The organism is Streptomyces sp. NPDC006476, from assembly GCF_040612015.1.
Classification (GTDB): Bacteria; Actinomycetota; Actinomycetes; order Streptomycetales; family Streptomycetaceae; genus Streptomyces; species Streptomyces griseorubiginosus_B.
In genome coordinates, this window is the sequence record NZ_JBEXPK010000022.1 from 88593 (window position 1) to 114140 (window position 25548).

The following is a 25548-nucleotide window of genomic DNA, read 5'->3' on the forward strand; positions in this document are numbered from 1 at the left end:
CCTAGACCCATTTCGCCTGGAGCAGGTTGATGCCGGGATACGGCTGTGCTCTTATCCCCGTCAGCCTCCGCGGATCCCACGCCGTCATCAGCTCGTTGTGGACGACCGGGTAGAGCACGGCCTGCTCGGCGACGATGTCGATGTAGTCCTGGATCATCGCCCTCTTCCTCTCCGGGTCGGGCTCCCGGGTGGCCCGGTCCATGTCCGTGAAGAGCCGCTTGGCCACCGGGTCGTCGGCCCAACGGGCGTAGCCCATCCAGAGGTTGGCGGGGCCGTAGTTGTAGTGCATGATCAGGTCGGCGTCGAGGCCGAACTGGTTGGGGTTCGAGGCGGCGGCCACGACCTGGTAGTCCCGCTTCTGGTCCAGCTTGGTGAAGACGGCGATCGTCTCCTGCGGTGAGAGGGTGGTCCGCACGCCGATCGCGTCCCAGGACGCCTTGACGGTCGGCAGACAGTCGACGATCCAACTCACGTTCACCGCGAGGACGTCGACCCTCAGCCCGCTGACCCCGGCCGCCTTCAGCAACGCCTTCGCCTTCTCGGGGTCGTGGTCGTAGACGGTCCTCGCCCGCCGGTAGGCCGGGTTGCCCTCGTTCAGGAAGGAGGACGACGGCTTCCCGTGCCCCTTGAGCGCGACCCGCACCATCTTCTCGGTGTCGATGGCGTAGTGCAGCGCCTGCCGCACCCGTACGTCGTCGAAGGGCCTGTGCCGGGTGTTGAACATCAGGAACAGGTTGTTCATCCCGGCCCCGCCCGCGACCGACAGCCCGCCGCTTCTGAGCTGCTCGATGTCGGCGTACGGGATGTTGTCGGCGATCTGCGCGCCCGCGCTCGCCCCGGAGACACGGGCCACGCGCGGGGCCGCGTCCACGATCGTCAGCCAGTTCATCCGCCGGAAGGCCGGCGGGCGGGGGCCGTTGTAGTGCTCGAAGGCCGCGAAGGTCGTGTTGGACTTCGGATGGTGCGCGGTCTGCCGGTACGGCCCCGAGCCGACCGCCAGTCCCCTGATCGCGTCGTCCCAGGCGCCGGGCCGGGAGAAGACGTGCCTCGGCATGATCTTGGCGATGGTGAGCCGTGAAGCCCCTTCCGGGAAGGGGAACGCGAGCACCAGCTCGACCGTGCGGGCGTCGACCTTGCGGACCTCCTTCAGCCAACTCGCGAAGAAGCCCTTGGCGAGGGTCTGGGTCTTCGGGTCGAGGATGCGGTCGAAGACGAAGACCACGTCGTCGGCGGTGACGGGCCTGCCGTCGTGGAAGGTCGCGCCCTGCCGGAGCGTGAAACGCCAGGTGGTGGCGTTGAGGTCCGTGGGCACCTCGGTCGCGAGCGCCGCGTACGGCTCACGGGAGATCGGGTCGGTGTCCAGCAGCCCCTCGTAGATGTGGTTGTTGGCGGCCATGCAGAACGCCGACGCGGTCTGCGTCGGGTCCCAGGTGCCGTCGTTCCCGTAGCCGATGACGGCGGTCAGCGTGCGGTCCTTGCCGCCGCTCCCGGTGTCGATCGTCGACGGCGGCCCCCACGAGCAGGCGGACAGGGACGCGGAGACGGCGGAGGCCGCGCCCAGCGCGCCGGTGTGCTTCAGGAAGGTCCGGCGGTGCACGGTTCCTCCAGCGGTGAGGAGATACGACGTCCTACGTCCTGGCGTCAGCCGCGACCCTAGGAGGGGCCCACAGGGCGGTCAAGGGAACGCACACGAATGGCGTAGCCGTCAGAGGTCGGACCAATGACGTGCTGTTATGGCCGAGTTGACGCCCCGTCGGTCCTCGGCGTCGAGGCCCGTACGCTGGCCGGATGACGGACACGTGGAACCCCGCGGACCCCGGCGTGCTGCGCCTGCCCTCCGGCCGGCTGATCCGGGGCCGGGGACTGCGTCGGCCTCTCCCGCCCGGGGCGCCCGAACCCTCGTACGCCCTCTACCTCCTCGGCGGCCAACCCCCGCCCGTGCCCTGGGAGTTCACGTGGATCCGCTGGCCCGACTTCCGGCTGCCCGGCGACCGCCCGGCGGCCCGCGCCGCGCTCACCGCGGCCTGGGAGCGGGCCGCGCGTGAGCGGGTCGAGGTCGCTTGCGGGGGCGGGCGGGGGCGTACCGGGACGGCGCTGGCGTGTCTGGCGGTGCTGGACGGGGTGCCGGCCGAGGAGGCCGTGGACTTCGTACGGCGGCACTACGACCGGCGGGCCGTGGAGACGCCCTGGCAGAAGCGCTACGTGCGGACCTTCACACGCTGAGGGCGTCCGCCACCAGCCCGGCAGCCTCCGCGACCAGCGCGTCGTCGTAGGCGGCCGCGGAGTCCGGCTTGGTCGTCAGGACCGCCAGGACGACGGGACCGCCGGTCTCGGTCCAGGCGACGCCGACGTCGTTCGCGGTGCCGTAGGAACCCGAGCCCGTCTTGTCGGCGACCGTCCAGTCCGCCGGCAGCCCGGCGCGGAAACGCCGTGCGCTGGTCGTGTTGTTCAGCAGCCAGTGCGTCAGCAGGGCGCGGTCCGGGCGGTTCAGGGCGTCGCCGAGGACCAGACGGGCGTACGACTGTCCGATGGCGCGCGGGCTCGATGTGTCCGTGACGCGCCAGGGCTCGGCCGAGTTGAGCTCCGTCTCCCAGCGGTCCAGACGGGTCACCGGGTCGCCGATGGAGCGCGCGAAGCGGGTGATCGCCCTCGGGCCGCCCAGCTCGCGCAGCAGGAGGTTGCCGGCGGTGTTGTCGCTGTAGCGGATCGCCACGTCGGCCAGTCCGGCGACCGTCATGCCCTCGGCGAGGTGCGCACGGGTGTGGTCGGAGCCGTCGACGAGATCGGCCTCGGTGTAGTGGATCCGCCGGGACAGGACCTCGCCGTGTCGGTCCAGGTCGCGCAGGACGGCCGCCGCGGCCAGGGTCTTGAAGACGGAGCAGACGGGGAAGCGCTCGTCGGCGCGGTGGGTGACGGTCCGCCGGGTGCGGACGTCGTGCGCAAAGACGCCGAGACGGGCGCCGTGCCGCCGTTCCAGGTCGCGCAGGGGCTCGGTGGCGGCGTGGGCGGGGGCGCTCAGCAGGAGCGTGGTCGCGCCTGCGGTGCCCGCGGTGAGGAGGGTGCGTCGGGTCGTCCGGGAGGTGGGTGCGCCTGGGATCGTGTTCTCCTTCGCTCGGTTCGGGACGCCGATCTCTTCCCTGACCGACGTCGTACGTCATTCCTTGGTTGCCGGACCGTAGACCAACGGCGGACGGCGGGGCGGGAACGCGGGCGCCAGGCTGGGGGCATGGATGAGACGAAGGGGATCAGCCGGGCGCGGTTCCTGGCGGGGGCCGCGGCCGTGTCGGTCGCGGCGGCTACCCGGCCCGCGACCGCCGTAGGACGGCACGGCCTCCGTCACCGGGGGGTCGTCTACACCGTCGGCGAGGGGGAGACGCCGGGGACCGCGTGGAGCGCCGCCCGCATGCGGCGTGACATCCGGGCCATTCGCGACCGCCTGCACGCGGACACCGTCGACGTGACCGGCGACGGTGTCGAACGGCTCACCGCCACCGCCGCCGAGGCCGCCGAGCGGGGACTGCACGTATGGCTGCAGCCGACCCTCGCGGACGCCCCGGAGCGGGACATCCTCGAGCACATGGCCGAGTGCGGGCGGTTCGCGGAGCGGCTGCGGCGGCAGGGGGCGAGCGTCGACTTCAGCGTGGGCTGCGAGTTCTGGCTGTTCGTGCCCGGGATCGTGCCGGGCGAGACGGTCCTGGAGCGGGTCCGGAACCTGCTGGACGGGAAGGTCGACCCCGTGGCGATGCAGCGCCGCCTCGACCGCTTCACCACGAAGGCGGCGGCGCTCGGGCGGTCCGTCTTCCACGGCGACCTGGGCTATGCCGCCGCCCAGGACGACAAGGTCGACTGGCGGCTGTTCGACATCGTCGGCATCGACTACTACTCCTCCTTCCGTCACCATTCCGACTACATACGGGAGTTGAGGCGCTACCAGCGCTGGGGCAAGCCCCTCGCCATCACCGAGTTCGGCACCTGCACCTACGTCGGCGCCCCCGAGGCGGGCGGCATGGGCTGGGACGTCGTCGACTACGACAAGGGCGAGATCAAGGGACACCTGGTCCGCAGCGAGCACATCCAGGCCGCCTACCTCGTCGACGTGCTGTCGGTGTTCGAGGCGATGGGGCTGTACGCGGCGATGGCCTTCGAGTTCGTCACCCCCGACGCCCCGCACCGCGCGGACGACCCGCGCAAGGACCTCGACATGGCGAGCTACAGCATCACCAAGGTCATCAAGAACCGCCCGGACGACCCGCGTTCGGGCTGGCACTGGGAGCCCAAGGAGGCCTTCCACGCCCTCGCCCGCCACTACGCCCGGTGCGCTCACCTGCAGTAGACGTCCCGCCGCGGCCGCTCGCCCGTCGCCAGGAACCGTGAGACCGTCGCGTCGCCGCACGCGTTGCCGTTGTCGAGATAGGCGTCGTGGCCGGTGGAGTTCACCGTGACCATGACCGCGCGGCGGCCGAACGCCTCGCGCATCTTCAGGGCGCTGCTCAGCGGGGTCGCCACATCGCGTACGTCCTGCACGAGCAGCACGTCGGCGGGCCCCCGGTCGGTGATCCGCACGGGTGCCCGCTTCGGCTGCCACGGCCAGGCGGCGCACACCATCGCGTTACGCGGCATGCCCGCCGTCAGCGGGTACTTGGCGCGGCTCTCCTCGACGCCCTTCCGGTACACGCCGGCCGACCGGGGCCAGGCGGCGTCGTTGCAGATGGTGGCGGCGCCGACCGCGGTGTAGTTCTGCATCACCTCGTCCGGCGGGGACTGCGGCGCGGGCAGCGCCCCGCCCTTCTGCGCGGCCAGGATCAGCCGGGCCGCGGTGGGATAGTCGTCGGGGTCGTAGAGGCTGTTCAGCAGGGTCTGGCGCAGGACGTCGCCGTTCAGCTCCTCGGGGTTGGCGCCGGGCCACGGGATCGGCTCGCGGTCCAGGCGGGCCGCGAGACGCAGGAAGAGCGGACGCACCTCGGCGGCCGTGGGAGCGAGGCGGTACGGACTGCCGGGCGTGGACGCCCACTTGGCGAACTCGGGGAAGTTGTCCTCGACGCCGACCTCGAACGCCTGTAGCCAGGCCCGTTCGACCCGGACCGGGTCCGGGTTGCCGCTGCTGTCGAGCACGATCCGGTCGGTGCGCTGCGGGAAGAGCTGGGCGTAGACGGCCGCGACGTACGTCCCGTACGAGACCCCCCACGCGGAGAGCTTCCGGTCGCCGAGGGCGGCCCGGATCCGGTCGATGTCACGGGCGTTGTCGACGGTGCTGATGTGCCGCAGCAGCTCACCGCCGTTGCGGGCGCAGGCGTCCGCCATGCGACGGGCGGTGGCCATGTTCCGGTCGACCGATCCGTCGGGGCCGGGCCAGGGGCGCAGCGCGGTGACGGCGAGGTCACGGTGTTCGAGGCCGCAACTGACCGACGTGGAAGGCGCGTTGCCGCGCGGAGCGAACCCGATCAGGTCGTAGGAGTCCCGGACGCCCTGCGGCAGCTTCTGCCCCTTGCCCGAGGGGTCGCCCAGACTGTCCCCGCCCGGCCCGCCGGGAACGAGCAGCAGCGCGCCCCGGCGGGCGGACGGTTTCTCGGCCGGGATACGGGAGACGGCGAGGTCGATCCGTGCGCCGTCGGGGTGGGCGTAGTCCATCGGCACGGCGAGGGTCGCGCACTCCTGACGCGGATCGAGGCCGGCGCCCTGGCACTTGGTCCAGTGGAGCGTCTGCTCGGGGCGGGCGGAGGCGGTGACCGGCGCGAGAAGACCGAGGACGACCCCGGTGGCGGCGACCAGTGAGGCGGTGCGGATGCTCTTCGTCATGGCCATGAGCCTCGCCGATCCGCGCCGCCCGTCCCATCCGGTCAACTGCCTTGTCGCGAAGGGGGTTTACCCCACCGCCTACCGCGGGTTTCTCAGACGTCCCGCCGGTCGACGGCCACCACCGCGACCACCGCGCTCACCACCGCCCACACCCCGAACACGACCCACCCGCCCGTGACGGTCGTCGGGTACTTGGAGACCAGGGTGAAGGGATGGGTGCCGTACCCGATGTCGACGAGCCGCACCCAGGCGTTGAAGGGCAGCGCGTTACGGACGCAGGCGGTCCAGTGGTAGGTGTCGGTGACGAAGGACGGCAGCAGGAGCAGCACGAGGGTCGTCAGGACCATCGTGGTCGCGCTGTGCCGGATCAGTGCCCCCATACCCATGCCGACCAGCGCGCTCACCGGGGCCAGCAGCGCCGACGCCACGACCACGCGCCAGGCGCCGGGAAACCCGATCGACACGCCCGCGCCCCGGCCGTCGAGGACGGCCTGGGTCGCCGCGAAGGAGACGCCCGCGACCAGCGTGCCGTACAGCGTCATCACCGCCGTCACCACGACCACCTTCGCCGCGACCAGCGCCCGGCGGTCCGGGACGGCGGTGAAGGTCGTGCGGATGAGGCCCGTCGCGTACTCGCCCACGATCGTGATCGCCCCGATGCCCGCGCATGCCAGCACCAGCATCAGGGCGGCGCCCTGGGTGAAGGCGTCCCGCAGCGCCCAGTAGACGAAGTCGCGGTGGATCGGGCCGCCGTAGTGCGGGTAGTTGACATAGTCGGCGCGGGCCGCGTTCGTGTTGAAGGCGACCAGGGCCAGGGCGCTCGCACCGAGGGACCAGTAAGTGGAACGCAGGGAACGGAGTTTGATCCACTCGGCGGCCAGCAGGTCGGTGAAGCGGGCGGCGGGCGGGGCGAGCGTGGTCATCGGCGGTCTCCGGCGAGGTACTCGACACGGTCGGCGGTCAGTTCCATGAACGCGGTCTCCAAGGAGGCGGCCGACGTCGACAACTCCCAGAGCAGGAAGCGGTGTTCATGGGCGATCTCACCGACCCGCACCGCACTCGCCCCGTTCACCCTCAGCGTCTCCACGTCGTCCGGCGCCACCTCCGCGCCCTCCGCCTCCAGTACGGCGGCCAGCGGGCCTGCGTCCGGCGTGCGCACCGTCACGGTCGGCGCCGTACCGCGCGCGGCGAAACCGGCCAGGCTCTCGGCGGCGATCAGCTCGCCCCGGCCGATGACGACCAGCTGGTCGGCGGTGTGCTCCATCTCGGACATGAGGTGACTGGAGACGAGGACGGTACGGCCCTCGTGGGCCAGCCGCCGGAACAGCTCCCGCACCCACAACACCCCTTCCGGATCGAGGCCGTTGAGGGGTTCATCGAACATCAGCACCGGTGGGTCGCCGAGCAGGGCGGCCGCGATGCCCAGCCGCTGCTTCATGCCGAGCGAGAAGGTGCCGACCCGGCGCCGGGCCGCCGCGTCGGTGAGACCGACCTCGGCGAGCACCTCGTCCACCCGGCGGCGCGGGATCCGGTTGCCGCGGGCCAGTGCGTGCAGATGGGCCCGCGCGCTGCGGCCGCCGTGCACGTCGTGCGCGTCGAGGAGGGCGCCGACGTGGTGCAGTCCGCGTGGGTGGCGGCGGAAGGAGTGGCCGCTGATCGTCGCCGTGCCGGACGTCGGCTCGACGAGGCCCAGCAGCATCCGCAGGGTCGTGGTCTTGCCCGCGCCGTTGGGACCGAGGAAGCCGGTGACATGGCCGGGGCGGACGGTGAAGGACAGGTCGCGTACGGCGGTCGTGGGGCCGTACCGCTTGGTGAGCTGTTCGACTTCGATCATGTGGACCACGGTCGCGCGGGCGGACGGTCCCGGGCATCGGGCGGACGCTGACACTCGTCCGGCCCGGCTGTCGACCGTGGTTGTACGTCCCCGGGCCGATGACCGGCGCGGGAGGGGCCGCCTACGATCACGGCATGTCCGCCACCCCGCCTCCGCAGTCCCTGCTCAAGCGTCTGTCGCCGGGTGACTGGACGGCGATCGTGTGGTGCGTGAGCACGCTGTTCACGCTCCTGACGACGTTCCGGCTGCCCGGCGAACTGCAGCCCAGCCAGTGGCCGGCGGCCCAGCTCTACCGCTGGGACGGGCTGCTGTTCCTCGCGGTCTCCACCGCGCTGGCGTTCCGGGGCGGCCGGCTGCTGCAACGCAGGCCGCTGCGTGCCCTGACCTGGACGATCCTCGCCGCGGTCCTCGACACGACCACCCTCGGCGTGGGCGAACTCCCCATGGCGCAGTACCTCACCACCATCGTCGCGCTGTACTTCATCGCCTCGGCCCACCCCCGGCGCACCGCGCTCATCGCCCTGGCTCTGGCGGTCGGCACCCTGGCCGTCTACGTATCGGTGCGGCTGCTGTGCGGCTGGGTCGCCGGCACGGGACCCGAACTGGCCGTCGCCCTCGTCACCGTCATCGCCTGGCTGCTCGGCAACTCCAGTCGCCAGTCCCGCCTGCACGCCGAACGCCTGAGCGCCGAGCACGCGGACCGGGCCGTCGCCGCCGAACGGCTGCGCATAGCCCGGGAGATGCACGACACCGTCGCCCACAGCATCGGCATCATCGCCCTCCAGGCCGGCGCCGCGGCCCGGGTGGCCGGGACCCGTCCCGAGGCGGCCCTCGCGGCCATGCGGGCGGTGGAGAACGAGGGCCGCGAGACGCTGGCCGGCCTGCGCCGCATGCTGGTCGCGCTGCGGGCGGCGGACGACGGCGGCACCGGCGACGCGATCCCGGCGGGCCTGGACGACGTCGACCGCCTGGCGGCCACGACGACCGCGGCGGGCGTACGGGTGGAGGTACGGCGCCTCGGCGCCCCCCGCCGGCTCCCGCCGGAGATCGACCTGTCGGCGTTCCGGATCATCCAGGAGTCGGTGACGAACGTGGTCCGGCACGCGGGAACCTCCCGGTGCCAGGTCACCCTGCGCTACACCGACGACGACCTCGCCCTCGAGATCACCGACGAGGGTCGCGGCCACGGCGCCTCCACCGACACCGGGTTCGGTCTGGCCGGGATGCGCGAGCGGGTCGCCCTGCTGCACGGCGAGTTCACGGCGGCCCCGCGCCCCGACGGCGGTTTCCGGGTCGCGGCTCGGCTGCCGGTGCCGGCGGGCGTGCGATGACGGACCGGGCGGTACGGGTCGTCCTCGCCGACGACCAGGAACTCATCCGCACCGCGCTGAGCATGGTGATGGCCGAGCTCGACGACGTGGAGGTGGTCGGCGAGGCGGCGAACGGCACGGAGGCGGTACGGCTGACGGCCGAACTCGCCCCGGACGTCGTCGTCATGGACATCCGCATGCCGGGCATGGACGGCATCGAGGCCACCCGCCACATCACCGCCTCCGGCTCCGACGCCCGGGTGGTCGTCCTGACCACCTTCGACGACGACGACCACGTCTACGGCGCCCTGCGGGCCGGCGCGTCCGGCTTCCTGGTCAAGGACATGGGTCTGGACGACATCATCGGCGCGGTACGGGTCGTGGCGGCCGGTGACGCGCTGATCGCGCCGAGCGTGACCCGCCGCCTCATCCACGACTTCGCCGCACGCCCCGAACCGGCCGTCGGCCGCCGGGAACTGACCGGCATCACGGACCGCGAACGCGAGGTCCTCACCCTGGTCGGCTCCGGCCTGTCCAACACGGAGATCGCGGCCGAACTGTGCATCAGCGTCGCGACGGCGAAGACGTACCTCACCCGTCTGCTGACCAAACTCGACGCGCGGGACCGCGTCCAGCTGGTCATCCTGGCGTACGAGGCCGGGCTGGTGTCCGTACGGCCCCGGTGAATTCCGCTGTCCCTCCGTCGGACGCGTGAAGTGCGCAGACTCCTGCCGATCTTAGGGGCCGTACGCCGTTATCGGCAGCAAAAGCGTGAAATCAAAAAAGAAAGGGGAAGCACGCTGGAGTGCCGGGTCTCACCTCCGCCCGGAATTCCGAGTCGCTTTTATTACGGTCGTTAAGGAGAGGAAATGAAGCCCCCCAAACCACCGGTCGGCAGTCACGTCGTGGACACGCGTACCGGGAAGGCCGGGATCGTGATGGGCCACGAGGGGCCGTACGTCCAGCTGAGACCCTTCGGCGGTGGCAAGGAGTGGGACGCCGATCCGGAGTCTGTGCGGCAGGCCCCCGCGGTGGGCGAGAATGGGGCCCATGAGCCTGTTCCGCGACGACGGCATCGTGCTGCGCACCCAGAAGCTCGGTGAGGCGGACCGCATCATCACGCTGCTCACGCGCGGGCACGGGCGGGTGCGGGCCGTGGCCCGCGGTGTGCGGCGGACCAAGTCGAAGTTCGGGGCGCGGCTCGAACCCTTCTCCCACGTCGACGTGCAGTTCTTCGCGCGGGGGAGCGAGCTGGTGGGGCGCGGGCTGCCGCTGTGCACACAGAGCGAGACCATCGCCCCCTACGGCGGGGGGATCGTGAGCGACTACGCCCGCTACACCGCGGGCACCGCCATGCTGGAGACCGCCGAGCGCTTCACGGACCACGAGGGCGAGCCGGCGGTCCAGCAGTACCTGTTGCTCGTCGGCGCCCTGCGGACGCTGGCGCGCGGCGAGCACGCCCCGCACCTCGTCCTCGACGCCTTCCTGCTGCGCTCACTCGCCGTCAACGGCTACGCGCCCAGCTTCAGCGACTGCGCCAAGTGCGGGCTGCCCGGGCCGAACCGGTTCTTCTCCGTCGCCTCCGGCGGCTCGGTCTGCGCCGACTGCCGGGTGGCCGGCAGTGTCGTACCGTCTCCGCAGACCCTGGACCTCCTCGGCGCGCTGCTTACGGGAGACTGGGAGACCGCGGACGCGTGCGAGCCGCGGTACGTCCGGGAGGGGAGCGGGCTGGTGTCCGCGTATCTGCACTGGCATCTGGAACGCGGACTGCGTTCGCTTCGTTACGTAGAGAAGTAAGCGGTAAGAGGAGACGAGAAGCACATGGTCGTACGCGGGATCCTGGGAAGCCGGCGCCGCGAGTACAGGGCGCCGGAGCCGCACCCGTCGGGCGCCCGCGCGCCGAAGCTCCCGGGTGAGCTCGTCCCGAACCATGTGGCGATCGTCATGGACGGGAACGGCCGCTGGGCCAAGCAGCGCGGGCTGCCCCGCACCGAGGGCCACAAGGTCGGCGCCGAGCGCGTGGTGGACGTGCTGCAGGGCGCGATCGAGATGGGCGTCGGCAGCATCTCGCTGTACGCCTTCTCCACCGAGAACTGGAAGCGCTCGCCCGACGAGGTCCGCTTCCTGATGAACTTCAACCGCGACTTCATCCGCAAGAGCCGGGACACGCTCGACGAACTCGGCGTCCGGGTGCGCTGGGTGGGCCGGATGCCCAAGCTGTGGAAGTCGGTCGCCAAGGAGCTCCAGGTCGCCCAGGAGCAGACGAAGGACAACGACCGGCTGACCCTGTACTTCTGCATGAACTACGGCGGCCGCGCGGAGATCGCCGACGCGGCGCAGGCGCTCGCCGAGGACGTGGCGGCGGGCCGCCTGGATCCCGGCAAGGTCAACGAGAAGACCCTCGCCAAGTACCTGTACTACCCGGACATGCCGGACGTGGACCTGTTCCTGCGGCCCAGCGGCGAGCAGCGCACCTCCAACTACCTGCTCTGGCAGAGCGCCTACGCCGAGATGGTCTTCCAGGACGTGCTCTGGCCGGACTTCGACCGCCGTGACCTGTGGCGGGCCTGCGTCGAGTTCGCCTCCCGCGACCGCCGCTTCGGCGGCGCCGTGCCGAACGAGGAACTGCTCGCCATGGAGGCGGCGATGAGGGGCGACGACACCACGTCGTGAAGCCCCCCGCCTACAGGCCCGTGCGTTCCTCAAGCCGGCGAACCGCACGGGCACGTGCTGTGTGAGCAGGTGAGCACAGGGCGCGGCCGCGCCCTGATCGGCTCAGCCTGCGGCGCAGTCCGCGCAGGTGCCGAAGATTTCCACCGTGTGGGCCACGTTGACGTAGCCGTGTTCGGCGGCGATGGCCTCCGCCCATTTCTCGACCGCCGGGCCCTCCACCTCCACCGCCTTGCCGCAGACGCGGCAGACCAGGTGGTGGTGGTGGTCGCCGGTCGAGCAGCGGCGGTAGACCGACTCGCCGTCGGAGGTGCGCAGGACGTCGACCTCACCGGCGTCGGCGAGGGACTGGAGGGTGCGGTAGACCGTGGTGAGGCCGACCGAGTCGCCCTTGTGCTTGAGCATGTCGTGAAGCTCCTGCGCGCTGCGGAACTCGTCGACCTCGTCCAGGGCTGCCGCCACGGCGGCCCGCTGCCGGGTGGCACGGCCCTTCACGGGCGGTCCAGCGGTCGTCACCGGTTCCTCCTTCACGAGGGTCGCGTCTGCGCCTGCCCGGTCATTGTGCCAGCCCGGGCTGTGGGCGGTCAGACGCCGACCTTCCCCCCGGCCTCCCGACCGGCCGGAATCGCGCACTCGACGGGGTCGCCGGCGGGCCGCGCGGCGGCGGCCGCACGGGCGCGGCGGCGGGCGAGAGGGGCGGCGAGAGCGGTCAGCACGACGAAGGCCGCGATGGTCAGCAGCACGATCGTCGCCCCGGGCGGCACGTCCTGGTAGTACGAGGTGATCGTGCCGCCGAGGGTCACGGACACCCCGATGGCCACCGCGATCGCGAACGTCGCCGCGAAGCTCCGGCTGAGCTGCTGGGCCGCGGCGACCGGCACCACCATCAGCGCGCTGACCAGCAGCAGCCCCACCACCCGCATCGCGACCGTCACCGTCACGGCCGCCGTGACCGCGGTGAGCAGGTTCAGCGCCCGCACCGGCAGCCCCGTCACCCGCGCGAACTCCTCGTCCTGGCTCACCGCGAACAGCTGACGGCGCAGACCGAGGGTGACCAGCACGACGAAGCCCGCCAGCAGACAGATCGCCGTCACGTCCGACGGCGAGACCGTCGAGAGCGAGCCGAAGAGGTACGAGGTCAGGTTCGCGTTGGAGCCGCCGGGCGCGAGGTTGATGAACATCACCCCGCCCGCCATACCGCCGTAGAAGAGCATGGCGAGGGCGATGTCGCCGCGGGTGCGGCCGTACCAGCGGATGAGCTCCATGAGGATCGCGCCCAGCACGGACGTGAGGGTCGCCATCCACACGGGGGAGGCCGAGAGCAGGAAGCCGAGGCCGACACCCGTCATCGCGACATGGCCGATGCCGTCGCCCATGAGGGCCTGGCGGCGCTGGACGAGGTAGATGCCGATCGCCGGGGCCGTGATGCCGACCAGGACGGCGGCGAGCAGGGCTCGCTGCATGAAGGCGTAGTCGAGGAAGTCCATCACAGTCCCATCAGCTCAGCAGCCCCGTGCGGATCGGCCCGTGGGGATGTACGTGGTCGTGGCCGGGAAGGGCGTGCTGCCCGAGCGCGGGCGGCGGCGGTCCGTCGTGCGTCACGCAGCCGTCGCGGAGCACGACCGCGCGGTCGATCAGCGGCTCCAGCGGCCCGAGTTCGTGCAGGACGAGCAGGACGGTCGAACCGGCCGCCACCTGCTCCCTGAGCGTCCGCGCCAGCACCTCCTGACTCGCCAGGTCCACGCCCGCCATCGGCTCGTCCATGATCAGCAGTTCGGGTTCGGCGGCGAGCGCGCGGGCGATCAGGACGCGCTGGTGCTGGCCGCCGGAGAGGGCGTTCACGGAGTCCTTCGCCCGGTCGGCCATCCCGACCAGCTCCAGCGCCCGGCGCACGGCCGCGTGGTCGGCCCGGCGCAGGACGCCGAAGCGGGCCCGGGAGAGCCGTCCCGAGGAGACGATCTCGGTGACGGTCGCCGGGACACCGCCCGCGGCCGTGGTGCGCTGCGGTACGTACCCCACGCGCGCCCAGTCCCGGAACCGCCTCCTCGGCGTCCCGAACAGCTCGATCTCCCCGGCGCTCACCGGCACCTGGCCGATGACCGTCCGGACCGCCGTCGACTTGCCGGAGCCGTTGGCGCCGAGCAGCGCGACGACCTCCCCCCGTGCCACGGTGAGGTCGATGCCGCGCAGAACGGGGCGCGAGCCCAGCTCGGCGGTGACGCCCCGCAGGGATATGACGGGTTCGGTCATGCCGTCCTCCGCGTCCTCCGGTGTCACTTCGTCCCCAGGGCCGTCTGCAGCGCCTTGAGGTTGGCCTCCTGCACGGAGAAGTAGTCCTTGCCGCGGGACTTGGCGGTGATGCCCTCGATCGGGTCCAGGACGTCCGTCCTCAGACCGGCGTCGGAGGCGATGGTCTTCGCGGTCTTGTCGCTGACGAGCGTCTCGTAGAAGACCGTGGTGACGTGGTCGGCCTTCGCCATCTGCTCCAGGGCCCGCACGCGCGCCGCGCTCGGCTCCGACTCGGGGTCGAGGCCGTTGATGGCCTCCTCGGTCAGGCCGTAGCGCTCGGCGAGGTAGCCGAAGGCGGCGTGGGTGGTGATGAAGACCTTTGACCTGGTGTGCGCGAGCCCGTCCTCGAACTGCTTGTTCAGCTCGTCGAGCTTCTCGACCAGGGCCGCGGTGTTCTTCTTGTAGTCGGCCGCGTTCTTCGGGTCGGCCTTCTCGAAGGCGGCGCCCACCCCCTCGGCGACCTGGGCGTAGCGCACCGGGTCGAGCCAGATGTGCGGATCGAGGCCGGCCAGCTCCTCGTTCTTGGAGTCGTCGTGGGAGGCCGCGTGGCCGCCGACCTCGTTGCCGTGCTTCTCCAGCGAGGTGAGGGAGGCGGCGTCGATCTTCGTCTTCACGTCGGACTGGGCCACCGCCTCGTCGACGGAGGGCTGGAGGTTCTTCAGGTACAGCACCGCGTCGGACTCCTGCAGCCGCGCGGTCTGCTGCGCGCTGATCTCCAGGTCGTGCGGTTCCTGGCCGGGCTGGGTGAGGCTGGTGACGTGGACGTGGGCGCCGCCGATCCGCTCGGCGAGGTAGGCCATCGGATAGAACGACGCGACGACGTCGAACGTGCCGTCACCGGCCGCGGCGGCACTGTCGGAGGAGCAGGCGGAGAGGGTGGTGAGGCCGAGGGCGGTGACGGCCGCCACGGCCACCCCGGTTATGTGCTGTCGTCGTACGTTCATGACAGTCATTTTCATCTGACATGGAAACCGTTGTCAATAAACGATCCGACCGGAACCGATTTGATTGAGGGGGAGCCCCCGCCGGTACCCTGAAGCATTCGCTCTGAAGCGTCTCGCTTCGTCGCCCGTCGTCGTAATGAAGAGAGCACCGTGGCCGCCGACAAGATCGACACCATCGTCAGCCTGAGCAAGCGCCGTGGCTTCGTATTCCCCTGCAGTGAGATCTACGGCGGCCAGCGCGCCGCCTGGGACTACGGACCGCTGGGTGTCGAGCTCAAGGAGAACCTGAAGCGCCAGTGGTGGCGCTACATGGTGACGTCGCGCGAGGACGTGGTCGGTCTCGACTCGTCCGTGATCCTGGCCCCCGAGGTCTGGGTCGCCTCCGGCCACGTCGCCACCTTCACGGACCCGCTGACCGAGTGCACCTCCTGTCACAAGCGGTTCCGCGCCGACCACCTGGAGGAGGCGTACGAGGCCAAGCACGGCCGCCTCCCGGAGAACGGCCTGGCCGACGTCAACTGCCCCAACTGCGGCAACAAGGGCCAGTTCACCGAGCCCAAGCAGTTCTCGGGCCTGCTCTCCACGCACCTCGGCCCGACGCAGGACAGCGGCTCCATCGCCTACCTGCGTCCCGAGACCGCGCAGGGCATCTTCACCAACTTCGCCCTGGTGCAGACCGCTGCGCGCAAGAAGCCGCCGTTCGGCATCGCGCAGATGGGCAAGTCCTTCCGCAACGAGATCACGCCCGGCAACTTCATCTTCCGCACCCGCGAGTTCGAGCAGATGGAGATGGAGTTCTTCGTCAAGCCGGGCGAGGACGAGAAGTGGCAGGAGTACTGGATGGAGCAGCGCTGGAACTGGTACACCGGTCTCGGCCTGCGCGAGGAGAACATGCGGTGGTACGAGCACCCGCAGGAGAAGCTCTCCCACTACTCCAAGCGCACCGCTGACATCGAGTACCGCTTCCAGTTCGGCGGCAACGAGTGGGGCGAGCTCGAGGGTGTGGCCAACCGCACCGACTACGACCTCACCGCCCACTCCAAGGCCTCCGGCCAGGACCTCGTCTACTACGACCAGGAGGCCCAGGAGCGCTGGACGCCGTACGTCATCGAGCCCGCGGCCGGTGTCGGCCGCGCGATGCTGGCGTTCCTGCTCGACGCCTACGTCGAGGACGAGGCCCCCAACGCCAAGGGCAAGCTGGAGAAGCGCACGGTGCTGCGCCTCGACCACCGGCTGGCCCCGGTCAAGGTCGCGGTGCTCCCGCTCTCCCGCAACCCCGAGCTGTCCCCGAAGGCCAAGGGCCTCGCGCAGGCTCTGCGGCAGAACTGGAACATCGAGTTCGACGACGCCGGCGCCATCGGCCGCCGCTACCGCCGCCAGGACGAGATCGGCACGCCGTACTGCGTGACGGTCGACTTCGACACGCTCGAGGACAACGCGGTGACGGTGCGCGAGCGGGACTCGATGAAGCAGGAGCGCGTGTCGCTTGACCAGATCGAGGGCTACCTGGCCGGTCGTCTGGTCGGCGCGTAGCCGCGAACACCGGACAGCCCGGCCGGGCCCCCAAGTCGGTCCGTGGCCCCCGATACAGGTCTCGCATTGGCCCTGTATCGGGGGCCGCTCCGTCACCAGGCTGGACCCATGAGTCTCGCCTTCCTCCTCACCACCCTGATCGTCGTCGCCACCCCCGGCACCGGCGTCGTCTACACCCTCGCCGCCGGGCTGTCGCGTGGCCGGCGGGCGAGCGTGGTCGCCGCCTTCGCCTGCACGCTGGGGATCGTGCCCCATGTGCTGGCCACCGTGACCGGGCTCGCGGCCCTGCTGAACGCGAGCGCCGCGGCCTTCCAGGTCGTCACGTACGCCGGAGTCGGCTATCTGCTGTACATGGCCTGGGCGACCCTGCGGGACCGGCACGCCATTGACGTCGACGAGGGCGCCGCGCCGCTCTCCGCGGGGCGCGTGATCGTGCGGGGCGTGCTGATCAATCTGCTCAACCCGAAGCTGACGATCTTCTTCTTCGCGTTCCTGCCGCAGTTCGTGGACCCGGCCGCCCAGCACGCCCTGACGCCCATGCTGGGCCTGAGCGGTGTGTTCATGCTGGCGACGTTCGTCGTCTTCGCCCTCTACGGGGTGCTCGCCGCCTCGGTCCGCAGCCACGTCACCTCACGGCCGCGGGTGATGACGTGGCTGCGGCGGAGCTTCGCGGGGTCCTTCGTTGCGCTGGGCGCGAAGCTGGCGCTGACGGCGCGTTAGCGCCCCTGCAGGGTCTTCACGTTGTTGCCGAAGGTCCAGTTCTTCGAGCCGTCCCAGTTGATCGACCAGGTCATCAGGCCCTTGAGTGAGCTGCCGTAGTGCTTCCAGGCCTGGGAGACCAGGGACGGCGACATGTAGCCGCCGCCCGCGCCGGACTGGGCGGGCAGGCCCGGGACCTGCTTGTCGTACGGCACCTTCACCGTCGTGCCCTGCACGGTCAGGCCCTTGTTGAGGCAGTCCGTCTGGGCGGTGAAGCCCGCGACCGTGCCGGCCGAGTAGGAGTCGCCGGAGCAGCCGTACATGCTGCCGTTGTAGTACTGCATGTTCAGCCACCACAGGCGGCCGTTGTCGGCGTACTTCTTGATGATCGGCAGGTAGGCGCCCCAGATGGAGCCGTAGGTGATGCTGCCGCCGGTGACATAGGCCGTCTCCGGGGCCATCGTCAGGCCGAAGTTGGACGGCATCTTCGCCAGCACCCCGTCGATGACGCGGATCAGGTTGGCCTGGGAGGCGGAGAGCTGGGTGATGCGGCCGCTGCCGACCAGGCCCGTCTCGATGTCGATGTCGATGCCGTCGAAGTTGTACTTCTTCAGGATCGGCACGATCGTCGCCACGAAGCGGTCGGCCACCGTCTGCGAGCTGAGGTCGATGCCGGCCGCGGCGCCGCCGATCGACAGCAGGATCGTCTGCCCGGACGCCTTCGCCGCGCACATCTCCGCGGGCGTCGCCACCTTCACGCCCGCGTCCATGCCGTCCTCCCACAGGGCCGTGCCGTCGGAACGGATCACGGGGAAGGCCGCGTTGATCACGTTGTAGCCATGGGCGGCGATTCGGGAGTCGGTGATCGGCGTCCAGCCGAAGGGCGGGTGGACGCCGTTGGCGGAGCCGTCCCAGTTCTCCCAGTAACCCTGCAGGACCTTGCCGGCGGGCCGCGACTTCACCGCGCAGGTGTCGGCGGCGGTGGCGGCGGGCGCCAGGGGGAGCTGGGTGAGGGCCGCGGTGGCGAGGGCGGTGGCGAGCAGGGCCAGGGTGCGGCGGAGCATACGGGCCTCCCGGTGGGGGTGCGGTGAGGTGTCGTAGGCATGACAGTGCAACGGTCCAGACCTTTCGTCAATAGGTCTGGACCAGTTCGAGGTATTGAATGACAGATATTGAAATCTGTCAGCTGTTATGTGAAGGTGGCCGTATGACGATGCCAACCCGCAACCTCGGAACCACCGGCCCCCAGGTCTCCGCCCTCGGCCTCGGCTGCATGGGCATGTCCGGCATGTACGGGGACTCGGACCGTGCCGAGTCCATTGCCACCATCCACGCCGCCCTGGAGGCCGGCGTGACCCTGCTCGACACCGGCGACTTCTACGGCATGGGCCACAACGAACTGCTGATCAGCGAGGCCCTGCGCACCGCCCCGGCCGCCCGGCGGGAGAACGCGCTGATCAGCGTGAAGTTCGGCGCCCAGCGCGGCCCGGACGGCGCCTGGCACGGCTACGACGCGCGCCCGGCCGCCGTGAAGACCTGGGCCGCCTACTCCCTCCAACGCCTCGGCGTCGACCACATCGACGTCTACCGCCCCGCCCGGCTCGACCCGAACGTGCCGATCGAGGAGACCGTCGGCGCGATCGCCGAACTCGTCGAGGAGGGGTACGTCCGGCACATCGGGCTGAGCGAGGTCGGCGCGGAGACCATCCGCCGGGCCGCCGCCACCGCCCCGATCGCCGACCTCCAGATCGAGTACGCGCTCATCTCCCGCGGCCCCGAGCGGGAGATCCTGCCCACGCTGCGTGAGCTGGGCATCGCCGTCACCGCGTACGGCGTCCTCGCCCGCGGACTGATCTCCGGCCATGTCTCGGCCGACCGGGGCTTCGACGCCGGCGACTTCCGCGCCCACACCCCCCGCTTCCAGGGCGAGAACCTGCGGCACAACCTCACGCTGGTCGAGTCCCTGCGCAAGATCGCCGAACAGAAGGGCGTCTCCGTCGCGCAGATCGTCATCGCCTGGGCGCTGTCCCGGGGCGAGGACATCGTGCCGCTGATCGGCGCCCGCACCCGGGAGCGGCTCGCCGAGGCGCTGGGCGCCCTGGAGGTGACCCTGGACGCGGCCGACCTCGCCGCCATCGAGACCGCCGTGCCGGCGGACGCGGCCGCCGGCGAGCGGTACGCCCCCGCGCAGATGGCGATGCTCGACAGCGAGCGCTGATCACGCCGCCGGGTACCGTCTAGCCATGGCACCGTCCCCCGAGACCCTGACCGCCGAGCGCATCCTCGAAGCGACCGAGGAGGTGCTGCGCCGCTACGGCCCCGCCAAGGCCACCGTGGTGGACGTGGCCCGCGCGCTCGGCGTCAGCCATGGCAGCGTCTACCGGCACTTCCGTACCAAGGCGGCGCTGCGGGAAGCCGTGACGAAGCGCTGGCTGGACCGCACGACGGAGCTGCTGGCCGGCATCGTCGCGGACACCGGCCGGGACCCGGAGGACCGGGTGCGGGCGTGGCTCGCCGCCCTGTTCGCCGCCAAGCGCCGCAAGGCGGGCGCCGACCCGGAGCTGTTCGCCACGTACACGGTCCTCACCGGTGAGAACGGCGGGGCCGTCGGCACCCATCTCGCCGAGCTGACCGGCCAGTTGACAGAGCTGGTGCGGGCCGGCGTCGACGCGGGCGTCTTCACCGCCGAGGATCCGGCGACCACCGCCCTCGCCCTCTTCCAGGCCACCGGCCGCTTCCACGACCCCTGTTACGCCAAGGAGTGGGAACAGCCGGGCGCGCAGGCGGAGTTCGAGGCGCTGGTCGACCTGTGCGTGCGCGGGCTGAAGGGCGCAGGAGCCCAAGCCTAGGCCTAGGCCTGTTGCGAAAGTCCCGCCTGCCCCGCGACGCCCGGCACGCTCCCCACGCTCGAACAATCTCGCTCGCGCGGGGGACCCCATGACACCGCAGGGCCGCCCTCCGGGCGGACGACGGGACTTTCGCAGCAGGCCCTAGGCTCCCGCCACGCACCGCCAGAAGTCCCGCATGAGCGGGGTCGGTGTCGGGTCGGTCATCGCCACCTGGGTCAGCAGGACCGCGACCGTGCCGGTCTGCGGGACGATCTGCGCCGCGGTGCCGGCTCCGCCGACCCAGCCGTAACGGCCCGGGACGTTCCAGGGGTCGGCCGGGGTCACGTCGACCTGGCCGCCGTACCCCCAGCCTTGGCCCTCCAGGAAGAGGGTGGCGCGCTCGCGCTGTTCGGCCGTGAGGTGGTTGGTGGTCATCCGGCTGACGGAGGTGGGGCTGAGCAGGCCGCCGCCCGAGTCCAGGAGCATGCGGGCGAAGGCCAGCCAGTCGTCGGCCGTGGAGGCCAGGCCTCCGCCGCCGGACAGGAAGCGAGGGGCGTGGGCGAACTCGCCGTCCGGGGTGTCCGACACCTCCAGCGTGCCGTCCGGAGCCGGGTCGTAGGCCGTGGTGAAGCGGTGCCGCTCGGAGGCCGGCACCTCGAACGCCGTGTCCGTCATGCCCAGCGGCTCGAAGATCCGCTCGGCCAGGAACTCCGCGAGGGTACGGCCCGACGCCCGCGCGATCAGGATGCCCTGCAGGTCGGAGGAGGTGCCGTAGAGCCAGGACTCGCCCGGTTGGTACAGCATCGGCACCTGCGCGAGACGGTGGAGCCAGGTGTCGTGGTCCGGCCAGTCCTGGAGGTGACGGCCGTCCTTCTGCACCTCGAACAGCGCCTGCACGGCGGGGAGGGTGAAGTCGGAGGGGAAGCCCCAGCCGGTGCGGGAGCTGAGCAGGTCCTCGACGGTGATGGGACGGGAGGCCGGCACCACGTCCCCGACAGGGGCGTCCGGCGTCCGCACCACCATCGGCTTCGCCAGCTCCGGCAGCCACTCCTCGACCGGTGCGTTCAGCCCGATCAGGCCGTCCTCGACCAGCATCAGCACCGCCGCCGCGGTGATCGGCTTGGTGATGGAGGCGATACGGAAGATCGAGTCGCGGGCCATCGGGGCGGTGCCGCCGACGTCCACCGAACCGACGGCCACCACCTCCACATCGGCACCGCGGGCCACCAGCCCCACGGCGCCCGGCGCCGTTCCTCGGTCGACATGGCGTCGCAGGGTGTCGTACAGAGCGCTCATGGGTCGCCTTCCGGTGCGAGTCGGTCGTACGGCCTACGACTGGCGGCACGCCGGAAACTCATCGCTGGGACGGCCCTACGCGTCCGACGGGTCCACGGTCGCCTGGTGGGCCTCGGCCAGGTGTTCCTCCGCCTTCAGCCAGGGCAGGAACTGGGCGCCCTGACGCCAGCCGCAGGTGTCGCATCTGATGGTGCGCTGTACTCCGGTGCGCCGCACCTGGACGACGTGTTCCCGTCCGTGCTGGTCCCAGCGGCTCACCTTGCTCGTGTTGATCTCCAGCATGATGTCTCGCCTCCGCCACAGGAGTGTGCAGCAAGACCAACATCAACAGGGGGTCTTCCACGATGAGTTGACCGAGCTGTGGCCTGTTCCTCACATCCGCGTCAGCCGATGGTGCGCGGCAGACGCAGGCTGAGCAGGCAGGTGAGGGCGACGCAGCCCAGCTGGGCCAGGAGCGTGGTGACCAGGGCGTCGCGCATGCCCAGGGCCGGGATCAGGGACAGGAACAGGGTGCCCAGCGCGGCCACCCCGAGGGCCAGGGCGGACTGCTGGGTCGTCATCATCACGCCGCTGCCGACGCCGGCCCGCGCGGGCTCCACCTCGGAGAGCACGACCCGGAAGATGATGGGAAGTTGGAGCGCCTGCCCGGCACCCGCGAGCGCGGCGCCGGGGAGCAGTTCGACGAGGCCGAGGTCCGGCCAGGACCGCCAGGCCGCCAGCGCCATCAGCCCCACACCGACCCCCTGCAGCAGCCCGCCGGCCGTCACGACCCGGGTGCCGTACCGCGCGACCAGCCGGGGACCGGCGAGCGAGACGAAGAAGAACACGACGGCCATCGGCGCGAGCGCCAGCCCCGCCGGGACCGGGCCCAGCCCCGCACCGCGCTGCAGCGCCACCGCGATGACGAACATGAAGCCGCTGAAGCCGACCGAGAACGGCACGATCATCACCAGACCGCGGCGCAGCGAAGTCAGCCTGAACAGGCTCGGCGGGACCAGGGGCGTACGGCCCCGGCGGTCGGCCCGGCGCTCCACCGCGTAGAACGCCGCCGCGACGAAGGGGAACGCCGCCAGCGACAGCCAGGTCCACAGCGGCCAGCCGGCCGTGCGGCCCTCGGTGAGCGGGGCCAGCAGGGCGAGCAGTGAGGCGGTGAGCAGGACGGTGCCGGGGCCGTCGACCGGCTCGGGGTGCTGGGAGCGGGTCTCGGGCACGCCCCGCGCCGCCAGGACCAGGCCCAGGACGACGACCGGGACGTTCACCAGGAACACCGAGCGCCAGCCGGTGCCCCAGACGTCGGCCGCCACCAGGACGCCGCCGAGGATCTGCCCGGCGACCATCGACAGGCCGGCCGTGGCGCCGTACAGGCCCATGGCCCTGGCCCGGCGGGGCCCGGCGGTGGCCGCCTGGATGGTGGCGAGGACCTGCGGCAGCATCGCGGCGGCCGCCGCGCCCTGCGCGACCCGCGCCGCGACCAGCGTCCAGGCGCTCGGCGCGAGACCACAGGCCAGCGAGGTCAGGCCGAAGGCCGCCATGCCGCCGAGGAAGAGGCGGCGCCGGCCGAACAGGTCGCCGAGCCGCCCGCCCAGGACGAGCAGGACGGCGTACGCGAGCCCGTACCCGGCGACGACCAGCTCCAGCACGGACTCGCTCGCGTGCAGGTCCCGGCCGATCGTGGGCAGGGCGACGTTGACGATGAAGAAGTCGATGAGAGGGAGTGCCGCTGCCAGCAGCACGGTGAAGAGTCCGAGGCCGTTGAGCGCGGGTGGCGCCACCGGGGATCGGACGGTGCGTGAAGTGATGGTTTCGGTCACCCCTTGAGCCTGCGCCCGCGCTCAGACGGGTACCAGAGTCTTCTTATCCTGGTAGAAGGAGTACCTGGCAACAGGATGCGTGAGACGGCAGGCTGGGAGTATGACGACCATGGCCCAGGAGACGCCCTCGGAAACCTCGGCGGCAGCGATACGGCGGCATGAGCTGGCCGGCTTCCTGCGCCACCGCCGTGAGCACATCACCCCCGAGCAGGTCGGGCTGCCCCGGGGCACCCGGCGCCGTACCCCCGGGCTGCGCCGCGAGGAGGTCGCGCAGCTCGCCTCGGTCGGCGTCACCTGGTACACGTGGCTCGAACAGGCGAGGGACATCCAGGTCTCCGTCCAGGTCCTGGACGCCTTGGCCCGCACCCTCTTCCTCGACCCCAGCGAGCGTGCGCACCTCTTCCAGCTGGCCGGGCAGGTCGACCCGACGCCGGCCACCATCTGCCCGTCGATCACCCCCGGGGTGCGGGCCGTCCTGGAGCACCTGGAGCCGGTCCCGGCCTGTGTGCAGAACAGCCGGTACGACATCCTCGCCTACAACCGCACCTACGGCCTGCTGCTGTGCGACCTCGACGCGGTGCCGCCCGAGGACCGCAACTGCCTGGTGCTGTCCTACACGCACGAGGAGTGGCGCTCCTCGATCGTGCACCTGCGGGACACCCAGCGGCTGATGGCCGCCCGGTTCCGGGCCACGATGGCCGCCCATCTCGCCGAGCCCGCCTGGAAGATGCTGCTCAAGCGGCTGCGCGCGGAGTCGGCGGAGTTCCGTGAGAACTGGGAGCGGCACGAGGTGCAGGCCCACCGCACCAAGCGCAAGGAGTTCGACAACCGCTACGTCGGCCGGATCGCCGTCGACCACACCGATCTGTGGCTCGGCCCCGAACTGGGCCCGCGCATCGTGACGTACGCCCCCGCGGACGAGGAGTCGAGGGAGCGCCTGGAGAAGCTCCACGCACTCGCCCTGGAGCGGGCGGGCGCTCGCTGACCGTCGGCGCCCGCTGACCGTCGAACCGTCTACGCGTTCACGCCCGCCGCTTCGCGCACCTCGACCGACTCCAGCTCGTCGGCCGCCCGGGCCGCGGCCCGTCGAGCCCACCGGCCGGTGGTCAGCGCCCCGAGGACGAACACGGCGACCCCGCATCCGACGACGATCCACCACGCCGGCACCGACGCGGAGACGAACGCGTCCTTGTACGACGACGATCCGACCCCGGACGCCAGGACCGCCCCGATGACGGCGACCCCCAGCGTCTGCCCCAGCTGGCGGCTCGTGGAGGCCACGGCCGCCGCGACGCCCGCCTGCGCCCGCGGCATCCCCGAGACCGCCGTGTTGGTGATCGGCGCGTTGATGAAGCCGAATCCGACGCCGAACAGCACGTATCCGAGGAACAGCGTGACGTCGGACGTCTCCGCCTGGAACGCCGCGAACAGCAGCGCGCTCGCCGTCATCGCCGCTCCGGCGACCAGCAGCGGCAGCCGCGGACCGCGATTGCCCACCAGACGGCCCGAGAGCGGCGCGCACAGCATGATCGGCAGGGCGATCGGCAGCATCCACAAGCCCGCGTGCCGCGCGTCCAGCCCCCGTACGTTCTGCAGGTACAGCGTCGAGAGGAAGAGGAACCCGCCCAGCGACGCGAACCCGCTGATCGCTATCACCGTCGCCCCGCTGAACGGCGGCGAACGGAAGAACCGCAGGTCGATGAGGGGTTCGTCGCGGCGGGGCTCGTACCAGAGGAGCCCGAGGAGGGCCGCCAGCGCGACGACCGCGAACGGCAGCACCGCGCCGAAGCCGGACTCCGGTGCCTGGATGATCGCGTACGTCAGTCCGGCGAACAGCGCGATGACCAGCAGCTGTCCGACGGGGTCGGGGCGGCGGCCCTTGGGGGCGCGGGACTCGGGGACGAACCTCAGGGTGAGCAGCAGGGCGGCCAGCCCCACCGGCAGGTTGATCCAGAAGATCGAGCGCCAGCCCACGGACTGCACCAGCAGTCCGCCGATCAGCGGTCCCGCGGCGAACGATATGCCGACGACCGCGCCCCACACGCCGATCGCACGGGCGCGCTCCTTCGGGTCCGTGAACGTGTTGGTGATGATCGACATCGCGACCGGGTTGAGCATCGAGCCGCCGACCGCCTGGATCACCCGGAAGGCGATCAGTGTGCCGAGGCTGGGTGCGAGCGAGCACAGGACCGAGCCGACGACGAACACGATCAGGCCGGTCATGAAGACGCGCTTGCGGCCGATCCGGTCCGCCGTCGAGCCGGAGAGCATCAGCAGCGAGGCGAGGACCAGGGTGTAGGCGTCGATCGTCCACTGCAGGCCGGACGTGCTCGCGTGCAGGTCGTCGCGGATCGCGGGGAGCGCGACGTTCAGGATGGTCACGTCCAGGCTGACGATCAGCAGGCTCATACAGCAGATCGCGAGGACCAGAAGGCGTCGGCGTTGGCTGAGCTCGGGCATGCGCCCCATCGTACGACTGCTTCGATAGTGTGTCTAACTAATAGTGCAGCTAACTAATGGCCTGTACCGGGATCCTGC

Annotated in this window: 26 protein-coding genes; 12 read left to right on the plus strand and 14 right to left on the minus strand. The window is 71.2% G+C overall.

Annotation, left to right across the window (positions count from 1 at the left end; all coding sequences use genetic code 11):
• Position 1: 1 nt before the first annotated feature.
• Positions 2-1597 (minus strand): ABC transporter substrate-binding protein, encoded by a 1596-nt coding sequence (locus tag ABZZ74_RS25125; protein ID WP_356768500.1) that lies wholly within the window; start codon positions 1595-1597, stop codon positions 2-4.
• A gap of 191 nt (positions 1598-1788) precedes the next feature.
• Between ABZZ74_RS25125 and ABZZ74_RS25130 the strand changes: the two genes are divergently transcribed.
• Positions 1789-2223: a protein-tyrosine phosphatase family protein gene (locus tag ABZZ74_RS25130; RefSeq protein ID WP_356768502.1), complete on the plus strand. Its 435-nt coding sequence runs from the start codon at positions 1789-1791 to the stop codon at positions 2221-2223.
• On the opposite strand, the gene bla is transcribed toward ABZZ74_RS25130, so the two are convergent.
• Positions 2213-3097 carry a class A beta-lactamase gene (gene bla / locus ABZZ74_RS25135; protein WP_356768620.1) on the minus strand — a complete coding sequence of 295 codons (885 nt, stop codon included), beginning with the start codon at positions 3095-3097 and terminating at the stop codon, positions 2213-2215. The two genes, ABZZ74_RS25130 and bla, sit on opposite strands and share 11 nt — an antisense overlap.
• Before the next feature lie 129 nt (positions 3098-3226).
• Between bla and ABZZ74_RS25140 the strand changes: the two genes are divergently transcribed.
• Positions 3227-4333 carry an abortive phage infection protein gene (locus tag ABZZ74_RS25140; protein WP_356768504.1) on the plus strand — a complete coding sequence of 369 codons (1107 nt, stop codon included), beginning with the start codon at positions 3227-3229 and terminating at the stop codon, positions 4331-4333.
• On the opposite strand, the gene ABZZ74_RS25145 is transcribed toward ABZZ74_RS25140, so the two are convergent.
• From ABZZ74_RS25145 to ABZZ74_RS25155, 3 genes are all read right to left on the minus strand, one after another.
• Positions 4321-5796, minus strand: coding sequence for an alpha/beta hydrolase (locus ABZZ74_RS25145; RefSeq protein WP_356768506.1), 1476 nt, complete (start codon positions 5794-5796; stop codon positions 4321-4323). The two genes, ABZZ74_RS25140 and ABZZ74_RS25145, sit on opposite strands and share 13 nt — an antisense overlap.
• Positions 5797-5888: 92 nt before the next feature.
• Positions 5889-6719, minus strand: a complete 831-nt coding sequence (locus ABZZ74_RS25150; RefSeq protein WP_356768508.1) for an ABC transporter permease — start codon at positions 6717-6719, stop codon at positions 5889-5891.
• The gene (locus ABZZ74_RS25155; RefSeq protein WP_356768510.1) at positions 6716-7630 is read right to left on the minus strand and encodes an ABC transporter ATP-binding protein; all 915 of its coding nucleotides are present in this window, start codon (positions 7628-7630) and stop codon (positions 6716-6718) included. The genes ABZZ74_RS25150 and ABZZ74_RS25155 overlap by 4 nt, the downstream gene beginning before the upstream one ends.
• 134 nt (positions 7631-7764) lie before the next feature.
• Here ABZZ74_RS25155 and ABZZ74_RS25160 point away from each other — a divergent pair, with 134 nt between their 5' ends.
• The 5 genes from ABZZ74_RS25160 to ABZZ74_RS25180 all read left to right on the plus strand — a co-directional run bounded on the left by ABZZ74_RS25160 (position 7765) and on the right by ABZZ74_RS25180 (position 11613).
• Positions 7765-8961, plus strand: a complete 1197-nt coding sequence (locus ABZZ74_RS25160; RefSeq protein WP_356768512.1) for a sensor histidine kinase — start codon at positions 7765-7767, stop codon at positions 8959-8961.
• The gene (locus tag ABZZ74_RS25165) at positions 8958-9626 is read left to right on the plus strand and encodes a response regulator transcription factor (RefSeq protein ID WP_356768514.1); all 669 of its coding nucleotides are present in this window, start codon (positions 8958-8960) and stop codon (positions 9624-9626) included. The genes ABZZ74_RS25160 and ABZZ74_RS25165 overlap by 4 nt, the downstream gene beginning before the upstream one ends.
• Before the next feature lie 183 nt (positions 9627-9809).
• The gene (locus ABZZ74_RS25170; RefSeq protein ID WP_356768516.1) at positions 9810-10043 is read left to right on the plus strand and encodes a hypothetical protein; all 234 of its coding nucleotides are present in this window, start codon (positions 9810-9812) and stop codon (positions 10041-10043) included.
• The gene (gene recO / locus ABZZ74_RS25175) at positions 9991-10737 is read left to right on the plus strand and encodes a DNA repair protein RecO (RefSeq protein ID WP_240867536.1); all 747 of its coding nucleotides are present in this window, start codon (positions 9991-9993) and stop codon (positions 10735-10737) included. Before ABZZ74_RS25170 ends, recO begins: the two co-directional genes overlap by 53 nt.
• 24 nt (positions 10738-10761) lie before the next feature.
• Positions 10762-11613: an isoprenyl transferase gene (locus ABZZ74_RS25180; RefSeq protein ID WP_133041099.1), complete on the plus strand. Its 852-nt coding sequence runs from the start codon at positions 10762-10764 to the stop codon at positions 11611-11613.
• 102 nt (positions 11614-11715) lie between these two features.
• On the opposite strand, the gene ABZZ74_RS25185 is transcribed toward ABZZ74_RS25180, so the two are convergent.
• The 4 genes from ABZZ74_RS25185 to ABZZ74_RS25200 form a co-directional block, all read right to left on the minus strand.
• A complete protein-coding gene (locus ABZZ74_RS25185) occupies positions 11716-12126 on the minus strand; it encodes a transcriptional repressor (RefSeq protein ID WP_356768519.1) in 411 nt (136 codons plus the stop codon).
• A gap of 68 nt (positions 12127-12194) precedes the next feature.
• Positions 12195-13097 carry a metal ABC transporter permease gene (locus tag ABZZ74_RS25190; RefSeq protein WP_356768521.1) on the minus strand — a complete coding sequence of 301 codons (903 nt, stop codon included), beginning with the start codon at positions 13095-13097 and terminating at the stop codon, positions 12195-12197.
• Positions 13098-13107: 10 nt separating this feature from the next.
• Entirely contained in the window at positions 13108-13860 is a 753-nt protein-coding gene (locus tag ABZZ74_RS25195) for a metal ABC transporter ATP-binding protein (protein ID WP_356768523.1), read from the minus strand.
• A 23-nt stretch (positions 13861-13883) separates the two neighbouring features.
• On the minus strand, positions 13884-14843 hold the full coding sequence (locus tag ABZZ74_RS25200; protein ID WP_356768525.1) for a metal ABC transporter substrate-binding protein: 960 nt from the start codon (positions 14841-14843) through the stop codon (positions 13884-13886).
• A 150-nt stretch (positions 14844-14993) separates the two neighbouring features.
• Between ABZZ74_RS25200 and ABZZ74_RS25205 the strand changes: the two genes are divergently transcribed.
• Both ABZZ74_RS25205 and ABZZ74_RS25210 read left to right on the plus strand, forming a co-directional pair.
• Positions 14994-16376 (plus strand): glycine--tRNA ligase, encoded by a 1383-nt coding sequence (locus ABZZ74_RS25205; RefSeq protein WP_356768527.1) that lies wholly within the window; start codon positions 14994-14996, stop codon positions 16374-16376.
• 108 nt (positions 16377-16484) lie between these two features.
• A complete protein-coding gene (locus ABZZ74_RS25210; RefSeq protein ID WP_356768529.1) occupies positions 16485-17096 on the plus strand; it encodes a LysE family translocator in 612 nt (203 codons plus the stop codon).
• Here ABZZ74_RS25210 and ABZZ74_RS25215 read toward each other — a convergent pair.
• Positions 17093-18139: a chitinase gene (locus ABZZ74_RS25215; RefSeq protein WP_356768531.1), complete on the minus strand. Its 1047-nt coding sequence runs from the start codon at positions 18137-18139 to the stop codon at positions 17093-17095. The two genes, ABZZ74_RS25210 and ABZZ74_RS25215, sit on opposite strands and share 4 nt — an antisense overlap.
• Positions 18140-18282: 143 nt before the next feature.
• Here ABZZ74_RS25215 and ABZZ74_RS25220 point away from each other — a divergent pair, with 143 nt between their 5' ends.
• Together ABZZ74_RS25220 and ABZZ74_RS25225 are read left to right on the plus strand one after the other, a co-directional pair.
• A complete protein-coding gene (locus ABZZ74_RS25220; RefSeq protein ID WP_356768533.1) occupies positions 18283-19293 on the plus strand; it encodes an aldo/keto reductase in 1011 nt (336 codons plus the stop codon).
• 25 nt (positions 19294-19318) lie between these two features.
• Positions 19319-19924: a TetR family transcriptional regulator gene (locus ABZZ74_RS25225; protein ID WP_356768535.1), complete on the plus strand. Its 606-nt coding sequence runs from the start codon at positions 19319-19321 to the stop codon at positions 19922-19924.
• Between the two features lie 141 nt (positions 19925-20065).
• Here the strand turns inward: ABZZ74_RS25225 and ABZZ74_RS25230 are convergent, their stop codons facing one another.
• The 3 genes from ABZZ74_RS25230 to ABZZ74_RS25240 form a co-directional block, all read right to left on the minus strand.
• Positions 20066-21199, minus strand: a complete 1134-nt coding sequence (locus ABZZ74_RS25230) for a serine hydrolase domain-containing protein (protein ID WP_356768537.1) — start codon at positions 21197-21199, stop codon at positions 20066-20068.
• Positions 21200-21274: 75 nt separating this feature from the next.
• Positions 21275-21481: a hypothetical protein gene (locus ABZZ74_RS25235; protein WP_356768539.1), complete on the minus strand. Its 207-nt coding sequence runs from the start codon at positions 21479-21481 to the stop codon at positions 21275-21277.
• A gap of 101 nt (positions 21482-21582) precedes the next feature.
• Complete coding sequence (locus tag ABZZ74_RS25240; RefSeq protein WP_356768541.1) at positions 21583-23010, minus strand: MFS transporter; 1428 nt, start codon at positions 23008-23010, stop codon at positions 21583-21585.
• A gap of 100 nt (positions 23011-23110) precedes the next feature.
• On the opposite strand from ABZZ74_RS25240, the gene ABZZ74_RS25245 reads away from it, so the two are divergent.
• Positions 23111-23995: a helix-turn-helix transcriptional regulator gene (locus ABZZ74_RS25245; RefSeq protein ID WP_356768543.1), complete on the plus strand. Its 885-nt coding sequence runs from the start codon at positions 23111-23113 to the stop codon at positions 23993-23995.
• Between the two features lie 29 nt (positions 23996-24024).
• Here ABZZ74_RS25245 and ABZZ74_RS25250 read toward each other — a convergent pair whose 3' ends face one another.
• Positions 24025-25470, minus strand: a complete 1446-nt coding sequence (locus ABZZ74_RS25250) for an MFS transporter (RefSeq protein ID WP_356768545.1) — start codon at positions 25468-25470, stop codon at positions 24025-24027.
• Positions 25471-25548 lie beyond the last annotated feature (78 nt).